At 44.3% G+C, this 21,215-nt stretch carries 20 protein-coding genes and 2 riboswitches; of the genes, 8 read left to right on the top strand and 12 right to left on the bottom strand.

Annotation, left to right across the window (positions count from 1 at the left end):
- Nucleotides 1–17 precede the first annotated feature (17 nt).
- Nucleotides 18–530 carry a gamma carbonic anhydrase gene (locus tag H0266_RS12950; protein WP_181472787.1) on the top strand — a complete coding sequence of 171 codons (513 nt, stop codon included), beginning with the start codon at nt 18–20 and terminating at the stop codon, nt 528–530.
- Between the two features lie 81 nt (nt 531–611).
- On the opposite strand, the gene metK is transcribed toward H0266_RS12950, so the two are convergent.
- Entirely contained in the window at nt 612–1,808 is a 1,197-nt protein-coding gene (gene metK / locus H0266_RS12945) for a methionine adenosyltransferase (RefSeq protein ID WP_181472786.1), read from the bottom strand.
- Nucleotides 1,809–2,010: 202 nt separating this feature from the next.
- Nucleotides 2,011–2,125: riboswitch (SAM riboswitch) on the bottom strand.
- A gap of 329 nt (nt 2,126–2,454) precedes the next feature.
- Here metK and pckA point away from each other — a divergent pair.
- The gene (gene pckA, locus H0266_RS12940) at nt 2,455–4,044 is read left to right on the top strand and encodes a phosphoenolpyruvate carboxykinase (ATP) (protein WP_181472785.1); all 1,590 of its coding nucleotides are present in this window, start codon (nt 2,455–2,457) and stop codon (nt 4,042–4,044) included.
- A 70-nt stretch (nt 4,045–4,114) separates the two neighbouring features.
- Here the strand turns inward: pckA and ytkD are convergent, their stop codons facing one another.
- Entirely contained in the window at nt 4,115–4,588 is a 474-nt protein-coding gene (gene ytkD, locus H0266_RS12935; protein WP_181472784.1) for an RNA deprotection pyrophosphohydrolase, read from the bottom strand.
- A 248-nt stretch (nt 4,589–4,836) separates the two neighbouring features.
- Here ytkD and H0266_RS12930 point away from each other — a divergent pair, with 248 nt between their 5' ends.
- On the top strand, nt 4,837–5,664 hold the full coding sequence (locus H0266_RS12930; protein WP_181472783.1) for a DUF6612 family protein: 828 nt from the start codon (nt 4,837–4,839) through the stop codon (nt 5,662–5,664).
- 554 nt (nt 5,665–6,218) lie between these two features.
- On the opposite strand, the gene H0266_RS12925 is transcribed toward H0266_RS12930, so the two are convergent.
- The 7 genes from H0266_RS12925 to H0266_RS12895 form a co-directional block, all read right to left on the bottom strand.
- A complete protein-coding gene (locus H0266_RS12925; RefSeq protein WP_181472782.1) occupies nt 6,219–6,530 on the bottom strand; it encodes a hydrolase in 312 nt (103 codons plus the stop codon).
- 52 nt (nt 6,531–6,582) lie between these two features.
- Nucleotides 6,583–7,683, bottom strand: a complete 1,101-nt coding sequence (menC, locus tag H0266_RS12920; RefSeq protein ID WP_181472781.1) for an o-succinylbenzoate synthase — start codon at nt 7,681–7,683, stop codon at nt 6,583–6,585.
- Nucleotides 7,673–9,142, bottom strand: a complete 1,470-nt coding sequence (locus tag H0266_RS12915; protein ID WP_181472780.1) for an o-succinylbenzoate--CoA ligase — start codon at nt 9,140–9,142, stop codon at nt 7,673–7,675. Before H0266_RS12915 ends, menC begins: the two co-directional genes overlap by 11 nt.
- 79 nt (nt 9,143–9,221) lie before the next feature.
- Nucleotides 9,222–10,040 carry a 1,4-dihydroxy-2-naphthoyl-CoA synthase gene (gene menB / locus H0266_RS12910; protein WP_181472779.1) on the bottom strand — a complete coding sequence of 273 codons (819 nt, stop codon included), beginning with the start codon at nt 10,038–10,040 and terminating at the stop codon, nt 9,222–9,224.
- Nucleotides 10,041–10,087: 47 nt separating this feature from the next.
- Nucleotides 10,088–10,918: a 2-succinyl-6-hydroxy-2,4-cyclohexadiene-1-carboxylate synthase gene (gene menH / locus H0266_RS12905; RefSeq protein ID WP_246363894.1), complete on the bottom strand. Its 831-nt coding sequence runs from the start codon at nt 10,916–10,918 to the stop codon at nt 10,088–10,090.
- Nucleotides 10,878–12,614 carry a 2-succinyl-5-enolpyruvyl-6-hydroxy-3-cyclohexene-1-carboxylic-acid synthase gene (menD, locus tag H0266_RS12900; RefSeq protein WP_181472778.1) on the bottom strand — a complete coding sequence of 579 codons (1,737 nt, stop codon included), beginning with the start codon at nt 12,612–12,614 and terminating at the stop codon, nt 10,878–10,880. Before menD ends, menH begins: the two co-directional genes overlap by 41 nt.
- Nucleotides 12,614–14,005, bottom strand: a complete 1,392-nt coding sequence (locus tag H0266_RS12895; protein WP_181472777.1) for an isochorismate synthase — start codon at nt 14,003–14,005, stop codon at nt 12,614–12,616. The genes menD and H0266_RS12895 overlap by 1 nt, the downstream gene beginning before the upstream one ends.
- A gap of 314 nt (nt 14,006–14,319) precedes the next feature.
- Here H0266_RS12895 and H0266_RS12890 point away from each other — a divergent pair, with 314 nt between their 5' ends.
- From H0266_RS12890 to H0266_RS12880, 3 genes are all read left to right on the top strand, one after another.
- Nucleotides 14,320–15,264 (top strand): 1,4-dihydroxy-2-naphthoate polyprenyltransferase, encoded by a 945-nt coding sequence (locus H0266_RS12890; RefSeq protein WP_181472776.1) that lies wholly within the window; start codon nt 14,320–14,322, stop codon nt 15,262–15,264.
- Between the two features lie 156 nt (nt 15,265–15,420).
- Nucleotides 15,421–15,813: a hotdog fold thioesterase gene (locus H0266_RS12885; protein WP_425484303.1), complete on the top strand. Its 393-nt coding sequence runs from the start codon at nt 15,421–15,423 to the stop codon at nt 15,811–15,813.
- 27 nt (nt 15,814–15,840) lie between these two features.
- Nucleotides 15,841–16,215, top strand: coding sequence for a TraR/DksA C4-type zinc finger protein (locus tag H0266_RS12880; protein ID WP_181472775.1), 375 nt, complete (start codon nt 15,841–15,843; stop codon nt 16,213–16,215).
- Between the two features lie 112 nt (nt 16,216–16,327).
- On the opposite strand, the gene H0266_RS12875 is transcribed toward H0266_RS12880, so the two are convergent.
- Nucleotides 16,328–16,915, bottom strand: coding sequence for an ECF transporter S component (locus tag H0266_RS12875; RefSeq protein ID WP_181472774.1), 588 nt, complete (start codon nt 16,913–16,915; stop codon nt 16,328–16,330).
- 166 nt (nt 16,916–17,081) lie between these two features.
- Nucleotides 17,082–17,228: riboswitch (FMN riboswitch) on the bottom strand.
- 71 nt (nt 17,229–17,299) lie between these two features.
- Complete coding sequence (locus H0266_RS12870) at nt 17,300–18,358, bottom strand: M20/M25/M40 family metallo-hydrolase (protein WP_181472773.1); 1,059 nt, start codon at nt 18,356–18,358, stop codon at nt 17,300–17,302.
- 784 nt (nt 18,359–19,142) lie between these two features.
- On the opposite strand from H0266_RS12870, the gene H0266_RS12865 reads away from it, so the two are divergent.
- Nucleotides 19,143–19,694, top strand: coding sequence for a thioredoxin family protein (locus H0266_RS12865; protein WP_181472772.1), 552 nt, complete (start codon nt 19,143–19,145; stop codon nt 19,692–19,694).
- Nucleotides 19,695–19,783: 89 nt separating this feature from the next.
- Nucleotides 19,784–20,782 (top strand): potassium channel family protein, encoded by a 999-nt coding sequence (locus H0266_RS12860; protein ID WP_181472771.1) that lies wholly within the window; start codon nt 19,784–19,786, stop codon nt 20,780–20,782.
- On the opposite strand, the gene H0266_RS12855 is transcribed toward H0266_RS12860, so the two are convergent.
- Entirely contained in the window at nt 20,756–21,181 is a 426-nt protein-coding gene (locus H0266_RS12855; RefSeq protein ID WP_181472770.1) for a YugN-like family protein, read from the bottom strand. The two genes, H0266_RS12860 and H0266_RS12855, sit on opposite strands and share 27 nt — an antisense overlap.
- Nucleotides 21,182–21,215 lie beyond the last annotated feature (34 nt).

The following is a 21,215-nucleotide window of genomic DNA, read 5'->3' as shown; positions in this document are numbered from 1 at the left end:
TTATAAGGGGGTTCAGTATGATTTGCGAATATAAAGGAAAACGGCCGGTGATTGATTCTAGTGCTTTTGTGGCAGAAGATGCCGTCATTACAGGAGATGTGACCATAGGTAAAGAAGCGAGCATCTGGTTTAAAACCGTCATCCGCGGGGATGTGGCACCTGTACATATTGGAGATCAAGTAAACGTTCAAGACTTGAGCCTTTTACATCAAAGTCCAGATCAACCATTGATCATCAAAGACGGGGTAACCATCGGACACCAAGTTACGCTTCATTCTTCTATCATCGAAAAAAATGCACTGATTGGAATGGGGTCACTTATTCTTGACGGAGCAGAAATTGGAGAGGAAGCCTTCATCGGAGCGGGGAGCCTAGTGCCTCCCGGCAAAAAGATACCTCCTCGAACACTTGCATTTGGTCGGCCTGCTCAGGTAGTACGGGAATTGACAGAAGATGATTTCAAGGAAATGAACAGAATAAGAAAGAGTTATGTAGAAAAGGGTCAATACTATAAGAGTACATTAGAGTAGCCTTCTACTGCCTAGTACCTTATACAAATGAAGCCGAGGAGGGAATCAAGTTAAATTCCCTCCTCGGCTTTTTTTGTCTATTTATTGAAATCGGCTTTTCAGTTCTTCTGCTTTGTCCGTTCTTTCCCACGGAAACTCTACATCCGTACGACCGAAGTGTCCATAAGCAGCCGTCTGTCTGTAAATAGGGCGACGTAAGTCAAGCATTTTAATGATTCCAGCCGGACGTAAATCGAAGAGCTCACGAATCGCGTCAACAAGTTGTTCCTCTGAAACAGTTCCTGTACCGTTAGTGTTGATGGAAATCGAAACAGGTTGAGCGACCCCAATCGCGTAGGCAAGCTGTACTTCCACTTGTTCGGCTAAGCCAGCAGCCACAATGTTCTTCGCTACATAGCGAGCCGCATAAGCAGCGGAACGATCCACTTTCGTTGCATCCTTACCACTGAAGGCTCCTCCACCATGACGGGCATAACCACCGTATGTGTCGACAATGATTTTACGCCCCGTTAATCCAGCATCCCCTTGAGGACCACCAATCACGAATCGGCCTGTCGGATTAATAAAATATTTCGTCTGATCATCAATAAAATCAGCAGGTACAACTGGGTCAATTACATGCTTTTTCAAATCACTCTGGATTTCTTTCAGCGTGATCTCTTCTGAATGCTGGGTAGAGATGACAATGGTATCGACGCGCACTGGTTTGTCATTCTCATCGTATTCAATCGTTACTTGAGTTTTACCATCTGGACGCAAGTACTCGAGTGTACCGTCATTGCGTACATCCGATAAACGCTTAGATAGCTTATGAGCTAACGCAATCGGCATCGGCATGAGTTCCTTCGTTTCGTTGTTAGCGAAACCGAACATCAACCCTTGATCTCCAGCACCAATCGCTTCAATTTCATCTTCACTCATCTGACCTTCACGAGATTCATAAGCGACATCTACCCCACCAGCAATATCTGGCGATTGTTCATCAATAGCCGTCAACACCGCGCACGTATCGGCATCGAAACCGTATTTCGCCCGTGTATAGCCGATATCTTTAATCGTTTGGCGAACGATTGAAGGAATATCTACATAAGTATTCGTACTGATTTCTCCAGAGACGAGCACAAGTCCCGTAGTCACTGTTGTCTCACATGCAACCCTTGCGTTCGGGTCATTTTTCAAAATTTCGTCTAAAATAGCATCAGAAATCTGATCACAAATCTTGTCAGGGTGACCTTCTGTAACAGATTCTGATGTGAATAACCGGCGATTGGCAGGCATTCTTCAAAACTCCTCCTTCTGTAAGTACAAAGTATTAGACGGAACTCTTTACCAGTATGTGCAGAAGCCTCTCTAGAGAAGCTTCCATATATATGATCTGTCATCTAGTCACAACCTAATGGGCAGCCCGGGAGTGAAAATCACTCCCCTACAAAAAGAAAAACCCTTCCTAATCGTTGAGGAAAGGGGTTGCTTCCTTTCGCTCTTATCGTCCAAGAAGCTCATAAACTCCTTGCTTCAGGTTAGCACCATGTCATAAGATCATGACGGTTGCTGGGCTTCAAAGGGCCTGTCCCTCCACCAACTCTGGATAAGAGAGTATCCGTTCTTGATAATCGTACCGAAAAGCTATGTTGATGTCAACGATTGCTCTGTCCATTATATACCCCATCTTTATAGACACTCTCTCGAAATCATAAACAGAAGTGTCCCCTGTGACATATGATAATTCATAGCATGGTTGTGACTCACCTTTGCAGGGAACACAAAAGAAAAAACGGAATAGACACTGGTCCATTCAGAGGATAATAAAATTCATTAAAACGTTTTCAATAATAGTATGGATTATTAAATTGAATGTGTTATACTAATTTCACATTCAGTCAATCATGATCACTAAAATTCATTATAAAGGCGGGTAGACACGATGAGTGCTATTAACCAAATGTCAGAGTTGAACCTTTTATTAGCTCAAGAACAAGTGCATCACCAATTGTCCGTCTCACAATTGGTCGAAAAAATCTTAGATCGAGATGAAGGCACATTAACAGATAAAGGGGCGATTCGCTCCACAACGGGGACGTACACGGGAAGATCTCCGAAAGATAAATTCATTGTGAAAGACAATCAATCTTCTGAAGACGTCGAGTGGGGATCTGTAAATCAACCTATAGACGAAGATGTTTTCATTAACTTATACCACAAAGTTTTACATTACTTACAATCAAAAGAGGAGATTTTCTCATTCAAAGGGTACGCAGGAGCCGATCAAGACTATCGCTTACCGATACAAGTCATTAATGAATTCGCTTGGCATAACCTTTTTGCAAAGCAGATGTTCATTCGCCCAGAATCTGAAGAGCTGAACGAGCACGAAACTGAATTCACCGTGATCTCGGCCCCTTCCTTCAAAGCCAAACCAGAGGAAGACGGTACCCACTCAGAGGCTTTCGTCATGATTTCCTTTAAGCACCGCATCGTTTTAATTGGTGGTACGGAATATGCCGGTGAGATTAAGAAATCGATTTTTTCTGTTATGAATTATTTGTTACCGAAGAAGAACGTCCTGCCGATGCACTGCTCGGCAAACGTCGGTGCAAAAGGGGATGTTGCTCTGTTCTTCGGTTTGTCCGGAACGGGTAAAACAACACTCTCAGCTGATCCTGAACGGGGATTGATAGGCGATGATGAGCACGGATGGTCCGATCAAGGCGTGTTCAATATGGAAGGCGGATGCTACGCCAAGTGCATCAACCTGTCGAAAGAAAAAGAACCTCAAATCTATGATGCCATTCGTTTTGGTTCAGTGTTGGAAAATGTCGTTCTAGACTCGAACAGAGCACCCGACTATGACGATACATCACTGACAGAAAATACACGAGCCGCTTATCCGCTCGACCATATCGATCAATCCGTCAAACCAAGTGTCGCTGGGCATCCGCATGCCATTATTTTCTTAACAGCTGATGCAACAGGCGTTTTGCCACCGATCAGCAAGCTGACTAAAGAACAAGCTATGTACCACTTCTTAAGTGGATATACAAGTAAACTAGCTGGAACAGAAAGAGGCATTACGGAACCACAAGCTACATTTTCTGCTTGTTTCGGATCTCCGTTCCTCCCTTTACCACCCTCCACTTATGCGGAGATGTTGGGAGACAAAATTGATGAATATAACGCAAACGTCTACCTTGTCAACACAGGTTGGACGGGTGGCGCTTACGGGGAAGGTTCACGAATGAAACTCTCCTATACCCGTTCCATGATTCAAGCAGCCCTGAACGGTGATTTGGATGATGAACAATTCCATAAAGACCCGATTTTCGGTTTAAATATCCCGGCCAAATGTCCAGGTGTTCCTGAACAGGTTCTTATTCCGAAGAATACGTGGGAGAATCCAGAAGAGTATGATCGACAAGCAAGAGAACTAGCTCACAAATTCCACTCGAACTTCAAGAAATTCTCGTACGCAAGTGATGTCATCAAAGGAGCCGGTCCAGCCTATCACGGGGACTGAAGACTTCCTCTCTCTTGATTGAGATAAAAGAACCGGACGCAATGTTGCGACCGGTTCTTTTCATTTTCTATCAATTTTGATGATGCTGTTCAATTCTTCGAAGGCATTGAGGTAGGACCTCATCTTTCATCATGAAGCTGAAACGATTATTCCTTTTCAATTGATCCGGAAGTTCGTCCAAAAGCACAGGTCCATGAGTCTCATAATAATGTTCTTGATTACTCAACAAAGCAATCGTTGCGTAATAGACATTTTTAATGACAGTGCCGCCTTTGCCTTCTACAAAGTACTGACCGACATAAGTAAGATCGTCGATTTGTGCTCCTGTTTCTTCTTTCACTTCGCGAAAAGCCGCGTCCTCTGCACTTTCTCCTTCTTCGACTTTCCCACCCGGAAACTCTAGCCCTCGATCTTTGTGTTTTGTGAGCAGCCATTGGTCTTCATAACGGCAAATGACCCACACATGTTTCGGTGACTTTGAAAAGGGATGGTCTTCAAAGGATAATTTCACAGGATTGTGATAAAAATCATAAAAAGTTTTCATGTTTGATCAACTGCCTTTAAAGCTTTATGTTTGAGCATGTTTCTGATGATTGGTATTTCATCACCGATAATGACCTTCTTAAATCGTACCACAAGCCAACGGAAATACAAACCAGTGCGTTCGATTCATTTCCCCTATTATTCCTCTCCCTTACCCTAGGTAAACCTTTCTAAAATTTTCACTAGATATTGAAACCATTTACCATTTATTCCCGTAAATAAGATAGGACACTACGAAGGAGGAATTTTATGAATAAGAAATGGCTCATTTTTATTAGTTTACTGGCTATGGGATTCATCATTAGTGCTTGTTCCAGTACAGAGGGTCAGAAATTAGAGGAAATCTACGCAAACGCAACAGAAGCTAGCGAGAACCTTGAAAGTCTGGCCATGACGATTGAGTCGGAGCAAACTTTTGAAGTCGAAGGAGGAGATGGGTCTGGTGAAACCAACTCCCCTTTCCCGACCGACGTCCCAATTCAATCCACGATTGAATCCGAAATGCAGATGGATCCAGTCGCCTTTCATCAGACAATCGAGACAATGGGACAATCTATGGAACAATACTACACCAAAGAAGGATTTTACATGACATCTCCCATGGAAGAGGGTTGGATGAAAGCTCCAAAAGAATTACTTGATCAGATGAACGCGGTTTCTGCGCAGCAACAAACACCTGCAAGTCAATTGGAGACACTGAAAGATTATGTAGATGAATTCGACCTGGAAACAGAAGGGTCCCTTTATATTCTATCCTTCTCTTCAGAAGGTGAGAATGTCCAGAAACTGATTGAAGATAGCGTAAAGGAAACCATGCCAGAGGGTATGTTCTCTGAAGACATGATGGCAGGAGTCGAAATCAATGAATTAAGCTATCGCTTTGCCATTGATAAGGAGTCCTACTACCCACAAAATATGAACATGGATATGAATATGACGGTCGAGGAGAATGGAGAGAGCATCACGATTCAACAATCCATGTATGGAGAGTACAGTCGTTTCAATGAAATCGAAGAAATCACGATCCCTGAAGAAGTCATCGAAACAGCTAAAGAAATGCCCGATATCCAAGGCTGAGGCGTAATACAGAAGCCGCTCCTATCTAAAGAGGAGCGGCTTTTCTGAGTGTCGAGAAAGCTCATTTCGGTTCTTTCAAAATGAGAAGTGACCGGTGGCGTGGAAACGACCCCCTTTCCGCAGGAGGCGGTGAGCTTCCTCGGATCGCTTTCGCGTCCTGCGGGATCTCACCCAAGCCTCAGGATCCTGCAGGAGTGTCGCCGTTTCCACGCCACCTTGCGATAGGAAGTGTGAACCTCTTGAAATCACCTACAAAGAGGGCTGCTACGGATGAACGCACAATGTTTGGCAAGGGTCTGTTTCTACTACTTGTAGCATAGTGGGATGGAAAACGGGGAGACTCCCGCGGGAGAAGGATCTAGGCGAGACCTCACAGAGAGTGTTAACGAACGAGGAGGCTTGCCGGCTCCACCGCAGGAAAGCGAGTCGTTTTCCATCCCACGGCATTCTTATATGATCTAACAGAACCTTCTTCAACAGCCTGAAAAGCCGCTCCTAACAATAAGGTCGGCTTTTGTTTGTTTTATTCAGGAATACAGCAAATGAAGAGGATGCTATAGTTCCAAAACCCCCATCTGCTTGATCAATCCCTTTGTTTCTTCATCACCAAAATCATAAATCTTCTGGAACGCCTCTTTCATACTTGCATCAAAGTCATCGTTCGCTTGGTCTTGATGGTAAGGTTGAAAAGGAACATGCGAGCGCCAAAAAGATCGGTTGTCCGCTTGTTCAATTTCGTCAAAAAGCTCGCGTAAGTTAATGATTTCATCTTCTGTTGCATGCACGATGAATTCGTCATTATTCCCATCTTTATTAATTGAGATTTCCTTTGTACCGATATTCACGTAATATTTATTTTTGTCCAAAACAAGCCCTCCTTTATTGTTAGTTTGAACCATAAACGGAGGGCTTATGAATTTAAATGGAGTAGACATATGTTTGAGTGGTTACATGCTGTAAAAACTCTTCATCGACGACGACCCCGATGCCAGGATTTGTAGGTACCTCGATACTTCCATTTTCTAGTGTGATTCCTGGCGAAATGATGTCACGCTCGAAATAACGTGTTGAACTGGATAAGTCACCAGGGATGGAGAAGTTCTTTAGTGAAGCCAATGCTAAATTGTGAGCTTTTGAAATCCCTGACTCCACCATTCCTCCACACCAAACAGGAATCTGATGGTGCAAACAATAGTCATGGATAGATTTCGCTGCCGTCAAACCACCGACTCGGCTGATTTTTATATTGATAACGTGACAACTATTAAACTGAACGGCCTGTACCGCATCATGAACATTCATAATCGATTCATCAAGACAGATAGGCGTCGAGATCTGCTGTTGGAGTTGTTGGTGCAAATAAAAATCTCCTGGTTGAAAAGGTTGCTCGATCATGGTTAACCCTAGCGGATCCATCGATACTAAGTGGTCCATATCGTTTTTAGAATACTGTCCATTGGCATCTATCATGATGGGTAAGCTGTCATCAATCTGTTGCACGGATTGAACAGCAGCCAACTCTTTACCTTTTTCAACTTTCAATTTAAACCGTTCGTACCCTTCCCTTTTCAATCGAGAAAGGTCTTCTTCCAAGGAGTCACTCAAGCTTAAAACCGCTCCCGCCTTTACCCTTTGCCTTCCTCCACCAATTACTTCACTCAAACTTTTTCCGAGCCTTTTGCTGTACAAATCCCAAAGAGCCCCTTCGATTCCCGCTTTCGCCATTGGATGACCTTGAACGAAAGATGTCTTTCCAGCAAAAGTCGAAGGGTGTTCAATGCTTGACCAGTCTAGGGCTGGAAGAAGAACATCCTTGATTACATGCCAGGCGGTCGAAAGTGTCTCATATGTGTAAAAGGGAGTCTCGAATGCCGTCACTTCTCCGTACCCCTTCATACCATGACGGTCCACCACTTCAACGATGATCAACTTCCGCGTTGTTACTGTACCTTGGTGAGTACGAAAAGGAGCCTTCAATGGTAGTTCTACTTGCTTGAAAGAAAAGTGGTCAATCTCCATACTCTTCCCCCTCGATAAGAGAAGTCAATTGTCGCCTCAGCAATTTGTTGGAGGCGTTTCGCGGTAACTCTTTGACAAAGAAATAGGCGTGAGGAAGCTTATACTTTGCTACCTGTTCTTTAATAAGATTGTTGATTGTTTCCTTACTCCACACTGCCTCATCCTCGGTGACGAGGAAAGCGACAGGTACTTCCCCCCATTTTTCGTGAGTTCGACTTGTCACACCTGCTTCAATAACTCCAGGCAAGCCGGCCAGAACACTCTCAATCTCTGCTGGATAAATGTTTTCCCCACCAGAAATGATCACATCCTTCACTCGGTCGACGACATAGAGGAATCCCTCACAATCCTTGTATCCTAAGTCTCCCGTCCGAAAGAATGGCTCTTCACTAGGCGGGTGATTGTAATAGCTTTTGGCTACCATAGGTCCACGAACTAGAATCTCCCCCACTTCACCATCCTCCTCCGAGTCAATGACTAATGATGCAGGGCTGAGAGCTTTTCCAGCAGAACCTAGTTTACGAAGGGCAGACCCTGGGCTCAAGGTGGCGATTTGTGAGGAGGTCTCCGTCATGCCGTAAGACTGAAAAACAGGAATATTTCGTTCTGCTGCCTGTTCAAGGAGATGTCTAGGTACAGGACCGCCACCAAGTAACATACATCGGAAATGATCAGGGTACTGACCATGTCCTAACTTTTCAATCAGCCTCTGTAACATGACGGTAACAACGGATACATGCGTCACCCCGCGTTGATAAATCGCTTCTTCAATGGTTTGCTCATCAAATGACTCTAAACATTCCACCGTCATTCCATAGACGACGCTTTTCATCAAGATAGAAAAGCCGCCTACATGAAAAAGCGGTAAACATAACAACCACTGATCGTCTTTATGAAGTCCTAAATTGAGCGCAGAAGCAACCGCGCTATACCAATGGTTGCCGTACGTATGCATAACGGCTTTCGGGCGCCCCGTGGTTCCAGAGGTGTACATCATCGTAAACACTTCATCAAGGTCTATTTCTTCGATTAAGGATTCACCATCATCTTTCGATTGATTCAATTCCTCCAAAACATATTGACGACAATCAGGTAAAGTTGATCGTGCCTCCGTAGCCTTATCCATCCATTCTTGACTTACAAAGACGTCCGTTACTTCTGCATCTCTCAATTGATAGGCGATTTCAGATGATGTCAATCGTGTATTGAGTAGAACCAAGACGGCCCCTACGTAACTTGCAGCATGTATGAAAACGGGCACATCCGCTTGGTTATTCGCTAATAAAGCAATATGAGACCCTTTACCTATTCCTTTGCTTTGTAAAGATGTGGCTACTCGCCTACTTTCGATTCGTAGTTCAGAAAACGCGAGAGTAGCTCCTCTTTCGAATCGTATCGCCGTTTTACTTGGGTTTAATTGGGCTTGTTTCTCTAACCAATGAGGGATTTTCTCACCCATAATGAAACCTCCTACTGTAAAGAAAGGGGCAACCCTGAAGTGGGATGCCCCTTTCTTTCTTATCGTAAAATTTATCAAATCATGGGAAACGAGGGAACTGACCGAAGTCAGGTTTTCTCTTTTCCTTGAAGGCATCGCGGCCCTCTTTCGCTTCTTCCGTTGTGTAATAAAGCAGTGTTGCATCTCCACCCATTTGCTGAAGTCCTGCAAGACCATCCGTATCAGCGTTGAAGGATGCCTTCAGGAAGCGAAGAGCTGTCGGGGACTTCTCAAGCATTTCTCTACCCCACTGGACAACTTCTGCTTCTAATTGATCTAAAGGTACAACCGTGTTGACAAGACCCATGTCTTCCGCTTCTTTAGCACTATATTGGCGGCATAGATACCAGATTTCACGAGCTTTCTTATGACCAACGATACGAGCTAACAATCCAGCTCCATATCCAGCGTCAAAGCTGCCTACTTTCGGTCCAGTTTGACCGAAGATTGCGTTGTCAGCAGCGATCGTAAGGTCACACACGATATGTAAAACGTGACCTCCACCAATCGCATAACCAGAAACCATTGCCACTACAGGTTTTGGAATGACACGAATCAGACGTTGTAAGTCCAACACATTCAAACGAGGGATGTGATCATCGCCAACATATCCTCCATGACCTCGGACTCTTTGATCTCCACCTGCGCAGAAAGCATCATCACCAGCACCCGCAAGTACGATGACTCCGATTTTAGAATCGTCACGCGCATAAGCAAATGCGTCGATCAACTCATGTACCGTTTGAGGGCGGAATGCATTGCGCACCTCTGGACGGTTGATTGTAATTTTCGCGATACCTTCAAATGTATCATATAAGATATCTTCGTATTCGCGTTCGCGAACCCATTCAAAAGACATACTATTTCCTCCTTATTCATTAACGGAAAACCGCTTTCATTCATGTTTTATTGTATCATGAACGTATCTACAATTTTAGCAAAAATTCGTGGTTTCTCAAGGTGAATTGCATGACCGGCATCATCGACCTCAATCCACTCCACTTGGCGCAGCTTTTGTTCCATCAATTGGTTGATGTTCTGAAACTTTTGATCAAGCTTACCGGTAATTAAAATGACAGGTACATGTATATCATTCAATTGATCCCACCAAGAAGGTTGAGCCCCCGTCCCCATCCCCATCAGAGATTCTTGTAATCCAAGAGCCTGATGTTGAAGGCGTTCATCTCTTATCTGTTTTTTTGTTGATTCAGGCAATGTCACCTGTGAATCAAATAGAGGGATACGCTCCCAATAGTCGACAAAGGCAGTCAGTCCTTGTTCGTCCAACATGGTCGCAAGCGCCTGATCTTTCACTTGACGTGCCAGCTGTTCTTCAGATGTAGCAAGTCCCGGGGAAGAACTCTCCAAAAATAGACGCGTGACTTTTTCAGGAAATAAGTTGGCAAAAGAAAGTGCCGTTCGTCCACCAAGAGAATATCCTAGGATCGAGACCTCGGGTAAACCCAGTTCTTCTAAAAGAGCTGATAGATCCCCGCAGAACTCTTCCATGGTGACCACACCGATAGGACCAGTTTGACCATGCCCTGGCAAATCAATCTTAATCAGTCGATACTCCTCGGTCAACTCATCGATCATACCATTAAATGTGTGCGTGGTGCCAGTAAACCCATGAAGTAGAAGTAGAGGAGCACCGTTTCCTAGGTCCTCTACCCAATACCTTCGTTCTCCAAGTTGTTTATACATCGGTGTCACGTCCATGTAAAACCGCTTCTTCAATGCTTTTCCACTTCGACTTATGAAAGGCTACATGGTCTTCCCGATTCGTCACCACTTCAATAACCGTGAAGCCAGAAGATTCATAACTCTTCCTCAGCGCTTCTTTGTAACCGGACCATGACGTTACTCTCGAATGAATTCCTCCATACATCTCTACAGCCTTAGAGAAATCGATCCCGACGGGGGTTCCAAAAAGCTGCTCGAAATGGTCAGGGTGTTGGACTTGTGGTAAATAAGAGAAAATGCCACCCCCATCGTTATTGATACAAACAATGGTCAGTGGGATTCTATGCTGCTTAGCCATCCATAGTCCATTCAAGTCATGAAAGAACGATACATCTCCAAGCAATAACGTCGTCCGCCGACCAGTTGCAGCTACACCAATCGCCGTTGAAACGACTCCATCAATCCCGTTCGCTCCTCGATTTGCCATCACTTGTACATCTTTTGGGGTCCCCATAAAGAAACTGTCGACATCTCGAATCGGCATGCTGTTCCCGACGAAGAAAGATGAATCATGGGGCAGCGTTTCAGATAAGTACACCACCGCATGTCCTTCGTTCAAATCTTCGTCAGGTTCTGTCAGCATAAGGTTTTTAGCCATTCGGTTAATTTGTTGCCAATGACCTAACCACTCTGATTCTTTCCCTTCATCTGCTAGGAGTGATGCAGCTCGCTCACAAAACGACACGGGATCCCCCCATACGAACTGAGCGGCAACCCCTGCAGGTTCCCGGTAGCTCTTCTCAGCGTCGACAATATAATGATCTACATCTAAATCTCGCACCCATTTCAAATAGGCTTTGGACACTGGCATAGCTCCGAAACGGATGATGTAGTCAGGTAAAAGCTGTTCTCTGACAAGTTCTGATTTTAATAACGCATCATAATTTTCAATGACATTCCTTTTATCATGAACCCCGGCGCGCAATTGAGATAACGGGTCTGCTAAAATGGGAACACCTAGACGATGGGCGAGTTGAGTTGCCGCTTCTCTCAAATTCTCATCAACTTGAGGTCCGACAACGATCACCCCTTTTTCTTTCTGCTTCCATTCTGAGACAAGCTCATCCATTTGTTCATGGGATGGGACGGCTCCACTTGCGATTGAGCGAGGAATCGGTTTAGCTCCCTCTCTCCACAATCCATCTAGTTGAAAGTCAGGAATCAACGGTTCACGAAACGGAAGATTCAAATGAACCGGTCCTAGTCGCTCTCCAGTCGCTTCTTCCACCGCTCTTGCCGCTTGGCGCCTGGCATAGAGGTGCATATTAGGTTCAGGTAAGGCAAGGTCCTGATACCAAAGAACGTACTCCCCGAACATCTTGATTTGATTGATGGCTTGAGGAGCCCCCACTTCCCGAAGCTCGTGTGGCCGGTCGGCGGTAAGCACAATTAAGGGTACGCGACTATAGTAAGCTTCAACAACCGCTGGATAATAATTAGCGGCAGCCGTTCCGGAGGTACAAACAAGCGCCACCGGTTTTTGTTTACTCTTTGCGATTCCTAAAGCGAAAAACGCCGCAGAACGTTCATCTAGGTGAACCCAGTGACGAAGACCTTCATACTCAGCCATCGTCATCGCAAGCGGAGTAGAGCGCGACCCCGGTGAGATGACGACATCTTCAACCCCCGAAAAGGCGAGTTGATCGGCGAAATGCGTAACATATTTCGTTAATGACTCCACATGTTCCATTAGTATCCTCCTAAAACGGAAAGCATCGGCTTTAACTTCACCGCCGTTTCTTCATATTCAGCTTGCGGATCTGAATCTTCGACGACTCCACAGCCGGCAAACAAAGAGGCTTCATCCCCCTGAATTAATGCAGAACGGATCGCAACGGCAAATTCACCGTTGTTCCGATCATCTAACCAACCAACGGGACCAGCATACCAGCCTCTGTTCAACGTTTCGTGATAACGAATATATTCGACGGATTTTTTCTGGGGCAATCCACCTAATGCCGGTGTAGGGTGCAGGCGTTCAATTACATCAATCAAAGTAAACCCTTCGTCTAAAACCGCTTTTACCGGCGTATACAAGTGCTGCAAATTCCGTAATGGATATAGAACGGGTGCGTCCGGTACCTCAACGTGATGACTACAAGCTTCCACCGCTTCTTTAATCATCTCGACCACAAATTGATGCTCTTGACGGTTTTTAGGATCATACATTAGTTCCATGCCTAGACGCTTGTCCTCTTCCTCGGTATCGCCCCTAGGAATCGTACCAGCCAGACAAGTTGAAATCAGTTGTTGATTCTCTAATTTCGCCAAGCGTTCAGGGGTTGCACCGACAAAATATTCCCCTTCGCTTTCAAAAGCGAAAATGTAGCTATTCTGTTGGGTTTCACTCAGCGCCTTCAATACAGGCTCGATTTCGACCGTATTATCGAATGTAATTCTTAGCTCACGAGCCAATACGACCTTCTCGAGGACTCCACGCTTGATGTCCTCCGTTGCTTGCTGTACAGTTTGTTTCCACTGTTCTGGCTCAATTTCTTTTTCATCTACTCGAACGGGCACACTTGAAGAATAAGGTTTCTCCATAAATAATTGTTCTTTTTGGTCGCCCCAGTTCCGGATGATTTGTTTCTGATGATCTTCAGGAAAAATGATGAAATTGGACGTCAGATAGGAAAGGGATCCTTTATTCGTTAGAAGATACGCTGGAATCGTCAGCTGACTTGCAGGAAACGACTCCCAAGGATGATGATTCTTTTGTTCAGGATCAAAACTGAACCCACCTAAGGCGACAATGCCCGTTCCTTTTTCCCCATATTCATCATAAGTCACGGCGCCTTCTAGGAATGTGTTCCATGACTGCTGTAATTCAGTAAATCTATATGAACCGGAAGAACGCATCGTTCGAGCCGATCCGATTCCAACCATCGTGAAGTTCCCTTCCGCACTGCGCCAAAAATGACGGTGACGGTCAATACTCTGACCAGCATATAAAAATTGGAACGGATCCATTTGATCCATTCGTTCAACGACACTGACCATCTGAGGTTTTTCTTGTTGTTGAGCTTTCTTGATGGCATCCCCAATAATCTCTTCTATATGAGGTACTTTTGTATGAAGCATCCAGATTTCCTCCCATTCTTTAAGGGACGTTTTTAACAGAGCAGGAGTTTGATGACGATGTTTTATTAAAAATTAAATATCAGACCACTCGTCATTTATCCTTTTACCCTTTTCTTATATAAAGCAAAATGATGTTTCCATCATAAATAAATGTAATTAGGCGTCACTTTCTATTTTATTCTCTTTTTTCCCTTGACTCAAGGATTCTCCCTTTCCTTTTGCATATTCTTACATTGATTGACACCACACGAGTGTTTCCCTAAACTTAAGATGTTATCATTAATTAAAGATTTAGAACAAGGGAGAGAACACCTATGAGCTCAGTGCCTAATCAAAACATGAAAGCTTCCTTGAATGAACGTGAAGGTTTTCAAGTATGGTGGCGACTCTTACGCCCACATACGTTAACAGCAGCATTCGTACCCGTATTTGTCGGAACAATGCTCGCGGCGATGGAACAAACCATTGATTTTTGGTTATTTGCCGCCATGTTACTGGCATCCATTCTCATTCAAGCAGCAACCAATATGTTTAATGAATACTATGACTACAAAAGAGGATTGGATAATGAAAACTCTGTTGGAATCGGCGGAACCATCGTCCGAGATGGTGTCAATCCACGCACCGTATTGACGCTTGCCCTTGCCTTTTTCTTCATAGCAGGCTTGCTAGGCGTTTATATTTGCATAGCTTCCAGTTGGTGGGTAGCTGCAATCGGACTTGTCTCGATGTTATTCGGTTACCTTTATACAGGTGGACCTTACCCGATCGCTTACACTCCATTCGGTGAATTAACAGCTGGTGTGTTTATGGGAACCATCATTATTGCCATCAGTTATTTCATCCAACAAATGACCGTGTCTTGGGAGGTCATATTGATTTCTGTTCCTGTTGCGATTTTCGTGGGGACAATCTTACTTGCGAACAACATCCGAGACCGTGTCGGGGATAGGGAAAATGGTAGACGAACCCTTGCCATCCTTTTCGGTCACAAAGGGTCGATTATTTTCTTGACGACTTTAATGGCGAGCGCATACTTGTTAACCATCGCTTTTGTACTAAGTGGACTACTTCCTTATTGGTCGCTGATCACTCTCATTAGTATTTATAAAGCAAGCCAAGCCATACAAGGATTTCGCGGGAAGCGGGAACCTCTTGAAATGCTCCCAGCGATGAAAGCTACCGCTCAGACGAACACCATTTATGGAATGCTCCTTGGTCTGTCACTTCTTCTACAGCTGTACATTCCAATCGGATAAAAACAACACAACACGAGTGACGCACAAAGAAGGATGGGACTAACCATCCTTCTTTGTCTGTATTAAGGACAAATGAGGGTGTAATTTCACTCGGTTCCAACCCGCAGGTTTGAACCTTTACATAGTGGGAATTATAAATGAAAGGATGAATGAATAATGAATGAAATGATGACGAATACGTTGATGGAAGCACTAGGAATGGAGATCAAGCAAGCCGAACGAGATATTGTAGAAATTCATATGCCCGTTGAAAACCGGACGAGACAACCGATGGGATTCCTTCATGGTGGAGCAAGCGTCGCTCTAGCTGAGAGCGCGGCCAGCATAGGCGCATATTTGAATGTCGATCCGAACCAGTACCAGATCTTCGGCATCGAAATAAACGCCAACCATATTAAAAGCATCCGAGAAGGTACCGTCATCGGCAAAGCTACTCCAGTCCACATCGGTAAAAACACGATGGTCTGGCATATAGAAATCATGTCTGAAACGGGTGAAAAGATCTCTGTTTCGAGGTGTACCATCGGTGTTGTCCCTTTAAAAAAATAACCCGCTTGTTCGAAAGGAGAAATTTTCATGTTAACAGATAAACAAATTGAACACTTTAAAAAGCAATTATTGGATATGAAGAAAGAAGCTGAAGAGAACTTAGAGGAATACCGGGATGACCGGGCAAAAGAAGATTATCCTAATGACGACACCGGTGAGATTTCCAGTGTAGCGGACCATCCCGCTAACTTGGGAACAGATCAACACGAACGCGCCAAAGAACAAACCTTCTATGAGCAAGCACGAGAGAAACTAATGGAAGTAAATGATGCCCTGCAACGAATTGAGGAAGGACGCTATGGTAAAAGTGAAATGTCTGGTGAGCCGATTCCTGTCGAGCGTTTAGAGGCTATGCCTACAGCGAGATATCGTGTTGATGAACAGGAAGATAGCTCACAATAATCGAACATACAGAAGTTGCCTCCTATAGGCAGCTTCTTTTTATTGAATGAATGATCAAATAGAAAGTCAAAAAAAGAAGCCGCCACTAGAGTGACAGCTTCAGTAAATATATTTATGCTGCGGTGGAAGACCGCACGCGTTTTTGTTTCAGCCATGGTTCCATCTTCGCAAATAACAGGACAAAGAGAGTCCCTACAATAATTCCTTTTAACGCATTGAAAGGTAAAATCCCTGCAATGATTGTTGTCCATTTCACACTCGCACTCATCGTTTCCCACCCCATAAACCAGCTGTAGGCGGGTAAAACCAAGAAGTAGTTGAGTACACTCATTGCGACAGTCATGATGATCGAGCCAATCACTAAGCCAGATACCAGTGATTTTGTAGATTTAAACTTGTGATAGATCATGGCTACAGGAACAACGAATAGTACCCCTGCCGTAAAGTTTGCCACGACACCTACCGGATCGGCAGCACCTGTGTAAATCAAATACAACGTATTCTTTAATCCTTCAACGACAATACCAGCTACAGGTGTAAAGAGAATCGCTGCAATTAAGGCCGGAATCTCACTGAAGTCAATCTTCAAGTAAGGTGGCAGCATCGGTAGCGGGAAATTCACCAGCATCAATACCATAGAAATACTTCCGAATAAAGCTAAAATAATCAGTCTGAACAATTTAGATGATTGGTTCATCATCCATCTCCTCCTTCATCCTTTTCATCGATTCACATCCCAGATGAAGGTGAACGGTGTCCCTATAGATACCAAAACAAACCCCTGAATGCCGGTGGGCGTTCAGGGGGGGATAATCAGTCCATAGGAAACTAGAGGTAGAAATTGCATACATCCTACCTGCTTCGCTCGACATCTTCTCCCATCCAGACTTTAACTGTCGGTCCTGGACTTTCACCAGGTCCACCGCTCGGCATACGCCTTGCGGGTCACGGACTTAGAACGAAACTCGCTCCTTACCGTCGGTCGGGAATTGCACCCTGCCCCGAAGATGGAATCGATATAATGTTGTACTGATAGTTTATACAAAAATTGAAAAGTTGGCAACTACTTTGATTTCAAATTAATTTACAAATCTAACGGATTCAAACTTTCGTTACCTGACATGTTCGCAATCATGTCGACTAATAAGTCTATTTCTTCCTCGATATCTTTGATGCCGACTGTTTCAACAGGTGAGTGCATGTAACGTAAAGGCAAAGAAACAAGGCTGACGGGTACCCCCTTTCCAGTCAAGCGCATTTTGTCTGCATCTGTTCCCGTTAAACGAGGCGTCAATTCATATTGAACATCCATATCTAGGCGTTTCGCTGCTTTTTCTAGCATGTCATTGATATTACGATTGATGGGCGCACCTTTCGCAAGTACCGGTCCACCATCGACTTTGATATCCCCGTGCTTCTGTTTGTTGACTCCCGGATAATCCGTTGCAAACGTAACGTCACATGCGATGGCCATCGTAGGTTCCACTCCAGCGGCCGCAAAGTATGCACCACCCATGTTGGTCTCTTCGTTTACTGTGCTCGCTGCATATACGCCGACGTTCAAATTCTTATCTGATAATCTACGCAGCACTTCACCTACAATAAACTGCCCTGTACGATTATCCAGACCACGACCAGAGATATAGCGGTCCATCATCACTTCCGGCTCTCGCTTGTAGACAGCAAGGTCACCAATTTGGACAAACTCTTCCATCTCTTCTTTCGTTTTGGCTCCACAATCAATAAACAAATCTTCCAAACCAAAATCACCTTTCAGACCGCCGTGGTGCTGTGCATTCACTCCTATGACACCCGTGATGGTCTTTCCGTAACCGAGAACGGTTACTTTCATACCGACTGCTGCTTTAGGGTTAATACCACCCATCTTATCGATATGTAAGTAACCTTGTTCATCTATGCGATTCACGATCAAGGCGATTTCATCACAGTGACCAGCAAGTAATACTTTGAACTCAGCCTCTGGATTCAATACCGCAATGACATTCCCAGCGTGGTCCGTACGAATCTCATCTGCGTATGGATTCATTTCTTTCATCCATCTTTTCTGTATTTCCATCTCCATACTTGATGGTGACGGGGTATTCAATAGTTCTAATAAAAAGTCCAGTCGTTGTTCTTCCATTGTTCTTCCTCCTCTATATGTATCTTTACCTATCATAACAAAAACAACCTTGAAAATCGTATTGTTGAACATAATCCCCCATATCTTGAAGACTCGAAATGGAGACTTATGGCCCTCTTCGAAATTAGGTAGAGGGTGTGGCGGGAAATGACTCGCTTTCCTGCGGGGGAACCGGCAAGCCTCCTCGGTCGTTGACACTCCCTGTGGGGTCTCGCCTGAGTCCTTCTCCCGCGGGAGTCTCGCCATTTCCCACCACACCCATCCCAAATAGTTGGTCGGACCATTCATTGATGAAAAGAAGCACGTCTGTCTGAATAGGCTGAGTAAATGTCCGAATTGGGATGTGTTCATCCAATACATCCCGCTGGAGTCGCATTGTTAACGTCCCCACTTTTCGGGGTGTGATTTCGAGAGACTATTTTGGCAAGGGGAGATGGGGAACGGGGAGACTCCTGTGGGATTAAGTGGGACAGCTGAGACCCCATAGAGAGGGGACTACTTGAATATACTTCCTTGCTCCCTTGCGTCGAGAAAGCTTGCTACAGAGCGATACGAGCAGACGCAGGCGCACGCTCTTTTAGCTCGAGGAGGATCAGCGCCCGCCCCACGGAAAGAGACTCGTTCCCCATCTCCCTCTTCCTCACTACAAAAATCTCGAAATCGAGTGTTCAAGGTTACTGCCCTATTATAGAATAAAAAGAATTCAAGAGTTTTGGGAAATGACGCTTAATACATGATTGATTAGGGAACATGCCCATGTACGACGTTAATGAGGAGGATTACGATGAATTTAGACGAGTGGTTCCACAAGGGCATGACAGCACAAGAATACGTCGACTCAATGGAGACACATCAAGAAAACCTTATTTATATATATGAGAATTTCTCTATAGCAACAGATGATTATCCTTTTTTTGAATCCCTACAAAAAAGAGATCTAAGAGCCATTATTCTGACGGAAGACTGGTGTGGTGATGCGATGCTTAACATCCCCATCTACTTACGATTTGCCGAAGCCGCACACATTCAAACTCACTTCTTAAGAAGAGATGAAAACCTTGAGTTGATGGACCAATACTTAACAAATGGAGAATCAAGATCCATTCCAAAAATTATATTTCTTGCTTCAAACGGAGATGAAATTGGTACGTGGGGACCACGAGCTCCCGAAATCCAACAATTCCTCGACGACTCCTTAGCTAATTTACCTAGTAAAGAGGCTCCAGATTATACGGATAAACAAAGACAGATGTTAACCTTCATTACAAAAGCCTATCGTGATCATCAAGATTTTTGGAACCATGTGTATGTGGATTTGAAGGAAACATTGAAATAATCTCTAAAAAAACTTGCCCCTGAGGCAAGTTTTTTATGTTTGAATTGTTAGTCGTTAAGACATAATGAGAATAAAAAGGGGCGTACACTATGCAACACTGGATTCGCCTGTATTTTCAAGTACCTTTGTTTCTCCGGCTTCTCGGAACAGTCCTCATCATGATGAGTTTGTTCGGGATGATTATCCATAGCATTGAACCGCAAAGTTTCCCCACCGTCTTTGACGGTATTTGGTGGGCCTTTGTGACAGGAGCTACTGTCGGGTATGGCGATTATGTACCATTAAGTTTATGGGGCAAGGTTACGGCAATTATTCTGATCTTAACAGGTGGTGGACTCGTTACCTTTTATATGGCCATGTTATCAGCATCAACCGTAAAACACGAAGAAGCACTCACTGAGGGCAAAGTCGACTTCCGCGGAAACAACCACTTCATTTTTATTGGATGGAATGAGCGGACGAGACAATTAATAGATATGATGGGCCAACAACAACTCCAAGATAGGATGGTTCTAATCGACCGAACGATGAACAGCTTTTATCAAAGGTTATCTACTGTTCATTTCATTAAGGGAGATGCAACGGAAGAAGAAACCTTAATGAAAGCCAATGTCTGCGAGGCACGCATGGCTGTCATTACTGCTGATCCGTCGAAAAGCGAAGCACAGTCAGATCAATCCGTCATTCATCAGATTGTTGCTTTAAAAGGACACCAACCTGATTTGTTTATCATCGCTGAAGTTTTGACCGACCGCCAGCGGATCAATGCCGAGCGTGCGGGCGCCAATACAGTCATTCGTTCCAATGATTTCATGAGCAGCTTATTCTTTCATGAACTTTATCGAAATGACCCCGTACAGCCGTTCGAGTTACTCTTGGAGTTACTGACTGCAAGACAATTCCACGAAGAAAAAGTCCCTGTCCGATTCATCAATGAGCCCATAATAAAAGCACTGGAATATTTTCTTAAGCAGAATTGCCAAGTGATCGGAATACGTAAGGATGAGAGAATTTCTTTTGATTTGCATGCAGATGTCAAACTGGAGGAGGGGGATGACTTGTTACTCTTTTCCCCTCTGCGCCAGTAATTGTTGTTCTGCTTGAGCAAGAATTTCTCTCCCGGTGCCGATATGCTCTTCAGGAAATGATGCATCTTTGTCGACAGGTTCCTGAAACTGGTCGAAAATCGCACGGAAGTTTCCCTCTTTCACATTGTCATCAAGTCCAGGGTTATATTTATGAGAGAGCAAAAATGGTTCCTTCATCTGAACGGTAGCATAATCACTAGGAGAATCTAAAGAGCCCGAAATGACAACAAACGGTAAACGAAGAAACTGATACCCTACATGATCATCTATTTTATAGTCAAAGTAACCATGCTCATAATCCCAGTTATCAGATAATTTAAACCCGATTGGAGTTAATCCTTGTTCTACCTCTTCTAAAGTAAACTGTTGTTCTGTAATGGCAGAAGATAATGGTATCATCGCTGCTCCACTCCTTTCTTTTTCTTACTATGCC

Origin of the sequence: Halobacillus locisalis (assembly GCF_013694105.1) — a bacterium.
In the GTDB taxonomy this organism is placed as follows: Bacteria; Bacillota; Bacilli; order Bacillales; family Halobacillaceae; genus Halobacillus; species Halobacillus locisalis.
Note: the sequence above shows the minus strand (reverse complement) of the source record. Positions and strands in the feature narration are given on the sequence as shown.

Bases quoted from the DNA above. Each gene is read 5' to 3' on its own strand.
- H0266_RS12950 (WP_181472787.1), top strand. From the start codon at position 18: ATGATTTGCGAATATAAAGGAAAACGGCCGGTGATTGATTCTAGTGCT.
- metK (WP_181472786.1), bottom strand. From the start codon at position 1,808: ATGCCTGCCAATCGCCGGTTATTCACATCAGAATCTGTTACAGAAGGT.
- pckA (WP_181472785.1), top strand. From the start codon at position 2,455: ATGAGTGCTATTAACCAAATGTCAGAGTTGAACCTTTTATTAGCTCAA.
- ytkD (WP_181472784.1), bottom strand. From the start codon at position 4,588: ATGAAAACTTTTTATGATTTTTATCACAATCCTGTGAAATTATCCTTT.
- H0266_RS12930 (WP_181472783.1), top strand. From the start codon at position 4,837: ATGAATAAGAAATGGCTCATTTTTATTAGTTTACTGGCTATGGGATTC.
- menC (WP_181472781.1), bottom strand. From the start codon at position 7,683: ATGGAGATTGACCACTTTTCTTTCAAGCAAGTAGAACTACCATTGAAG.
- H0266_RS12915 (WP_181472780.1), bottom strand. From the start codon at position 9,142: ATGGGTGAGAAAATCCCTCATTGGTTAGAGAAACAAGCCCAATTAAAC.
- menB (WP_181472779.1), bottom strand. From the start codon at position 10,040: ATGTCTTTTGAATGGGTTCGCGAACGCGAATACGAAGATATCTTATAT.
- menD (WP_181472778.1), bottom strand. From the start codon at position 12,614: ATGGAACATGTGGAGTCATTAACGAAATATGTTACGCATTTCGCCGAT.
- H0266_RS12895 (WP_181472777.1), bottom strand. From the start codon at position 14,005: ATGCTTCATACAAAAGTACCTCATATAGAAGAGATTATTGGGGATGCC.
- H0266_RS12890 (WP_181472776.1), top strand. From the start codon at position 14,320: ATGAGCTCAGTGCCTAATCAAAACATGAAAGCTTCCTTGAATGAACGT.
- H0266_RS12885 (WP_425484303.1), top strand. From the start codon at position 15,421: ATGAATGAAATGATGACGAATACGTTGATGGAAGCACTAGGAATGGAG.
- H0266_RS12880 (WP_181472775.1), top strand. From the start codon at position 15,841: ATGTTAACAGATAAACAAATTGAACACTTTAAAAAGCAATTATTGGAT.
- H0266_RS12875 (WP_181472774.1), bottom strand. From the start codon at position 16,915: ATGATGAACCAATCATCTAAATTGTTCAGACTGATTATTTTAGCTTTA.
- H0266_RS12870 (WP_181472773.1), bottom strand. From the start codon at position 18,358: ATGGAAGAACAACGACTGGACTTTTTATTAGAACTATTGAATACCCCG.
- H0266_RS12865 (WP_181472772.1), top strand. From the start codon at position 19,143: ATGAATTTAGACGAGTGGTTCCACAAGGGCATGACAGCACAAGAATAC.
- H0266_RS12860 (WP_181472771.1), top strand. From the start codon at position 19,784: ATGCAACACTGGATTCGCCTGTATTTTCAAGTACCTTTGTTTCTCCGG.
- H0266_RS12855 (WP_181472770.1), bottom strand. From the start codon at position 21,181: ATGATACCATTATCTTCTGCCATTACAGAACAACAGTTTACTTTAGAA.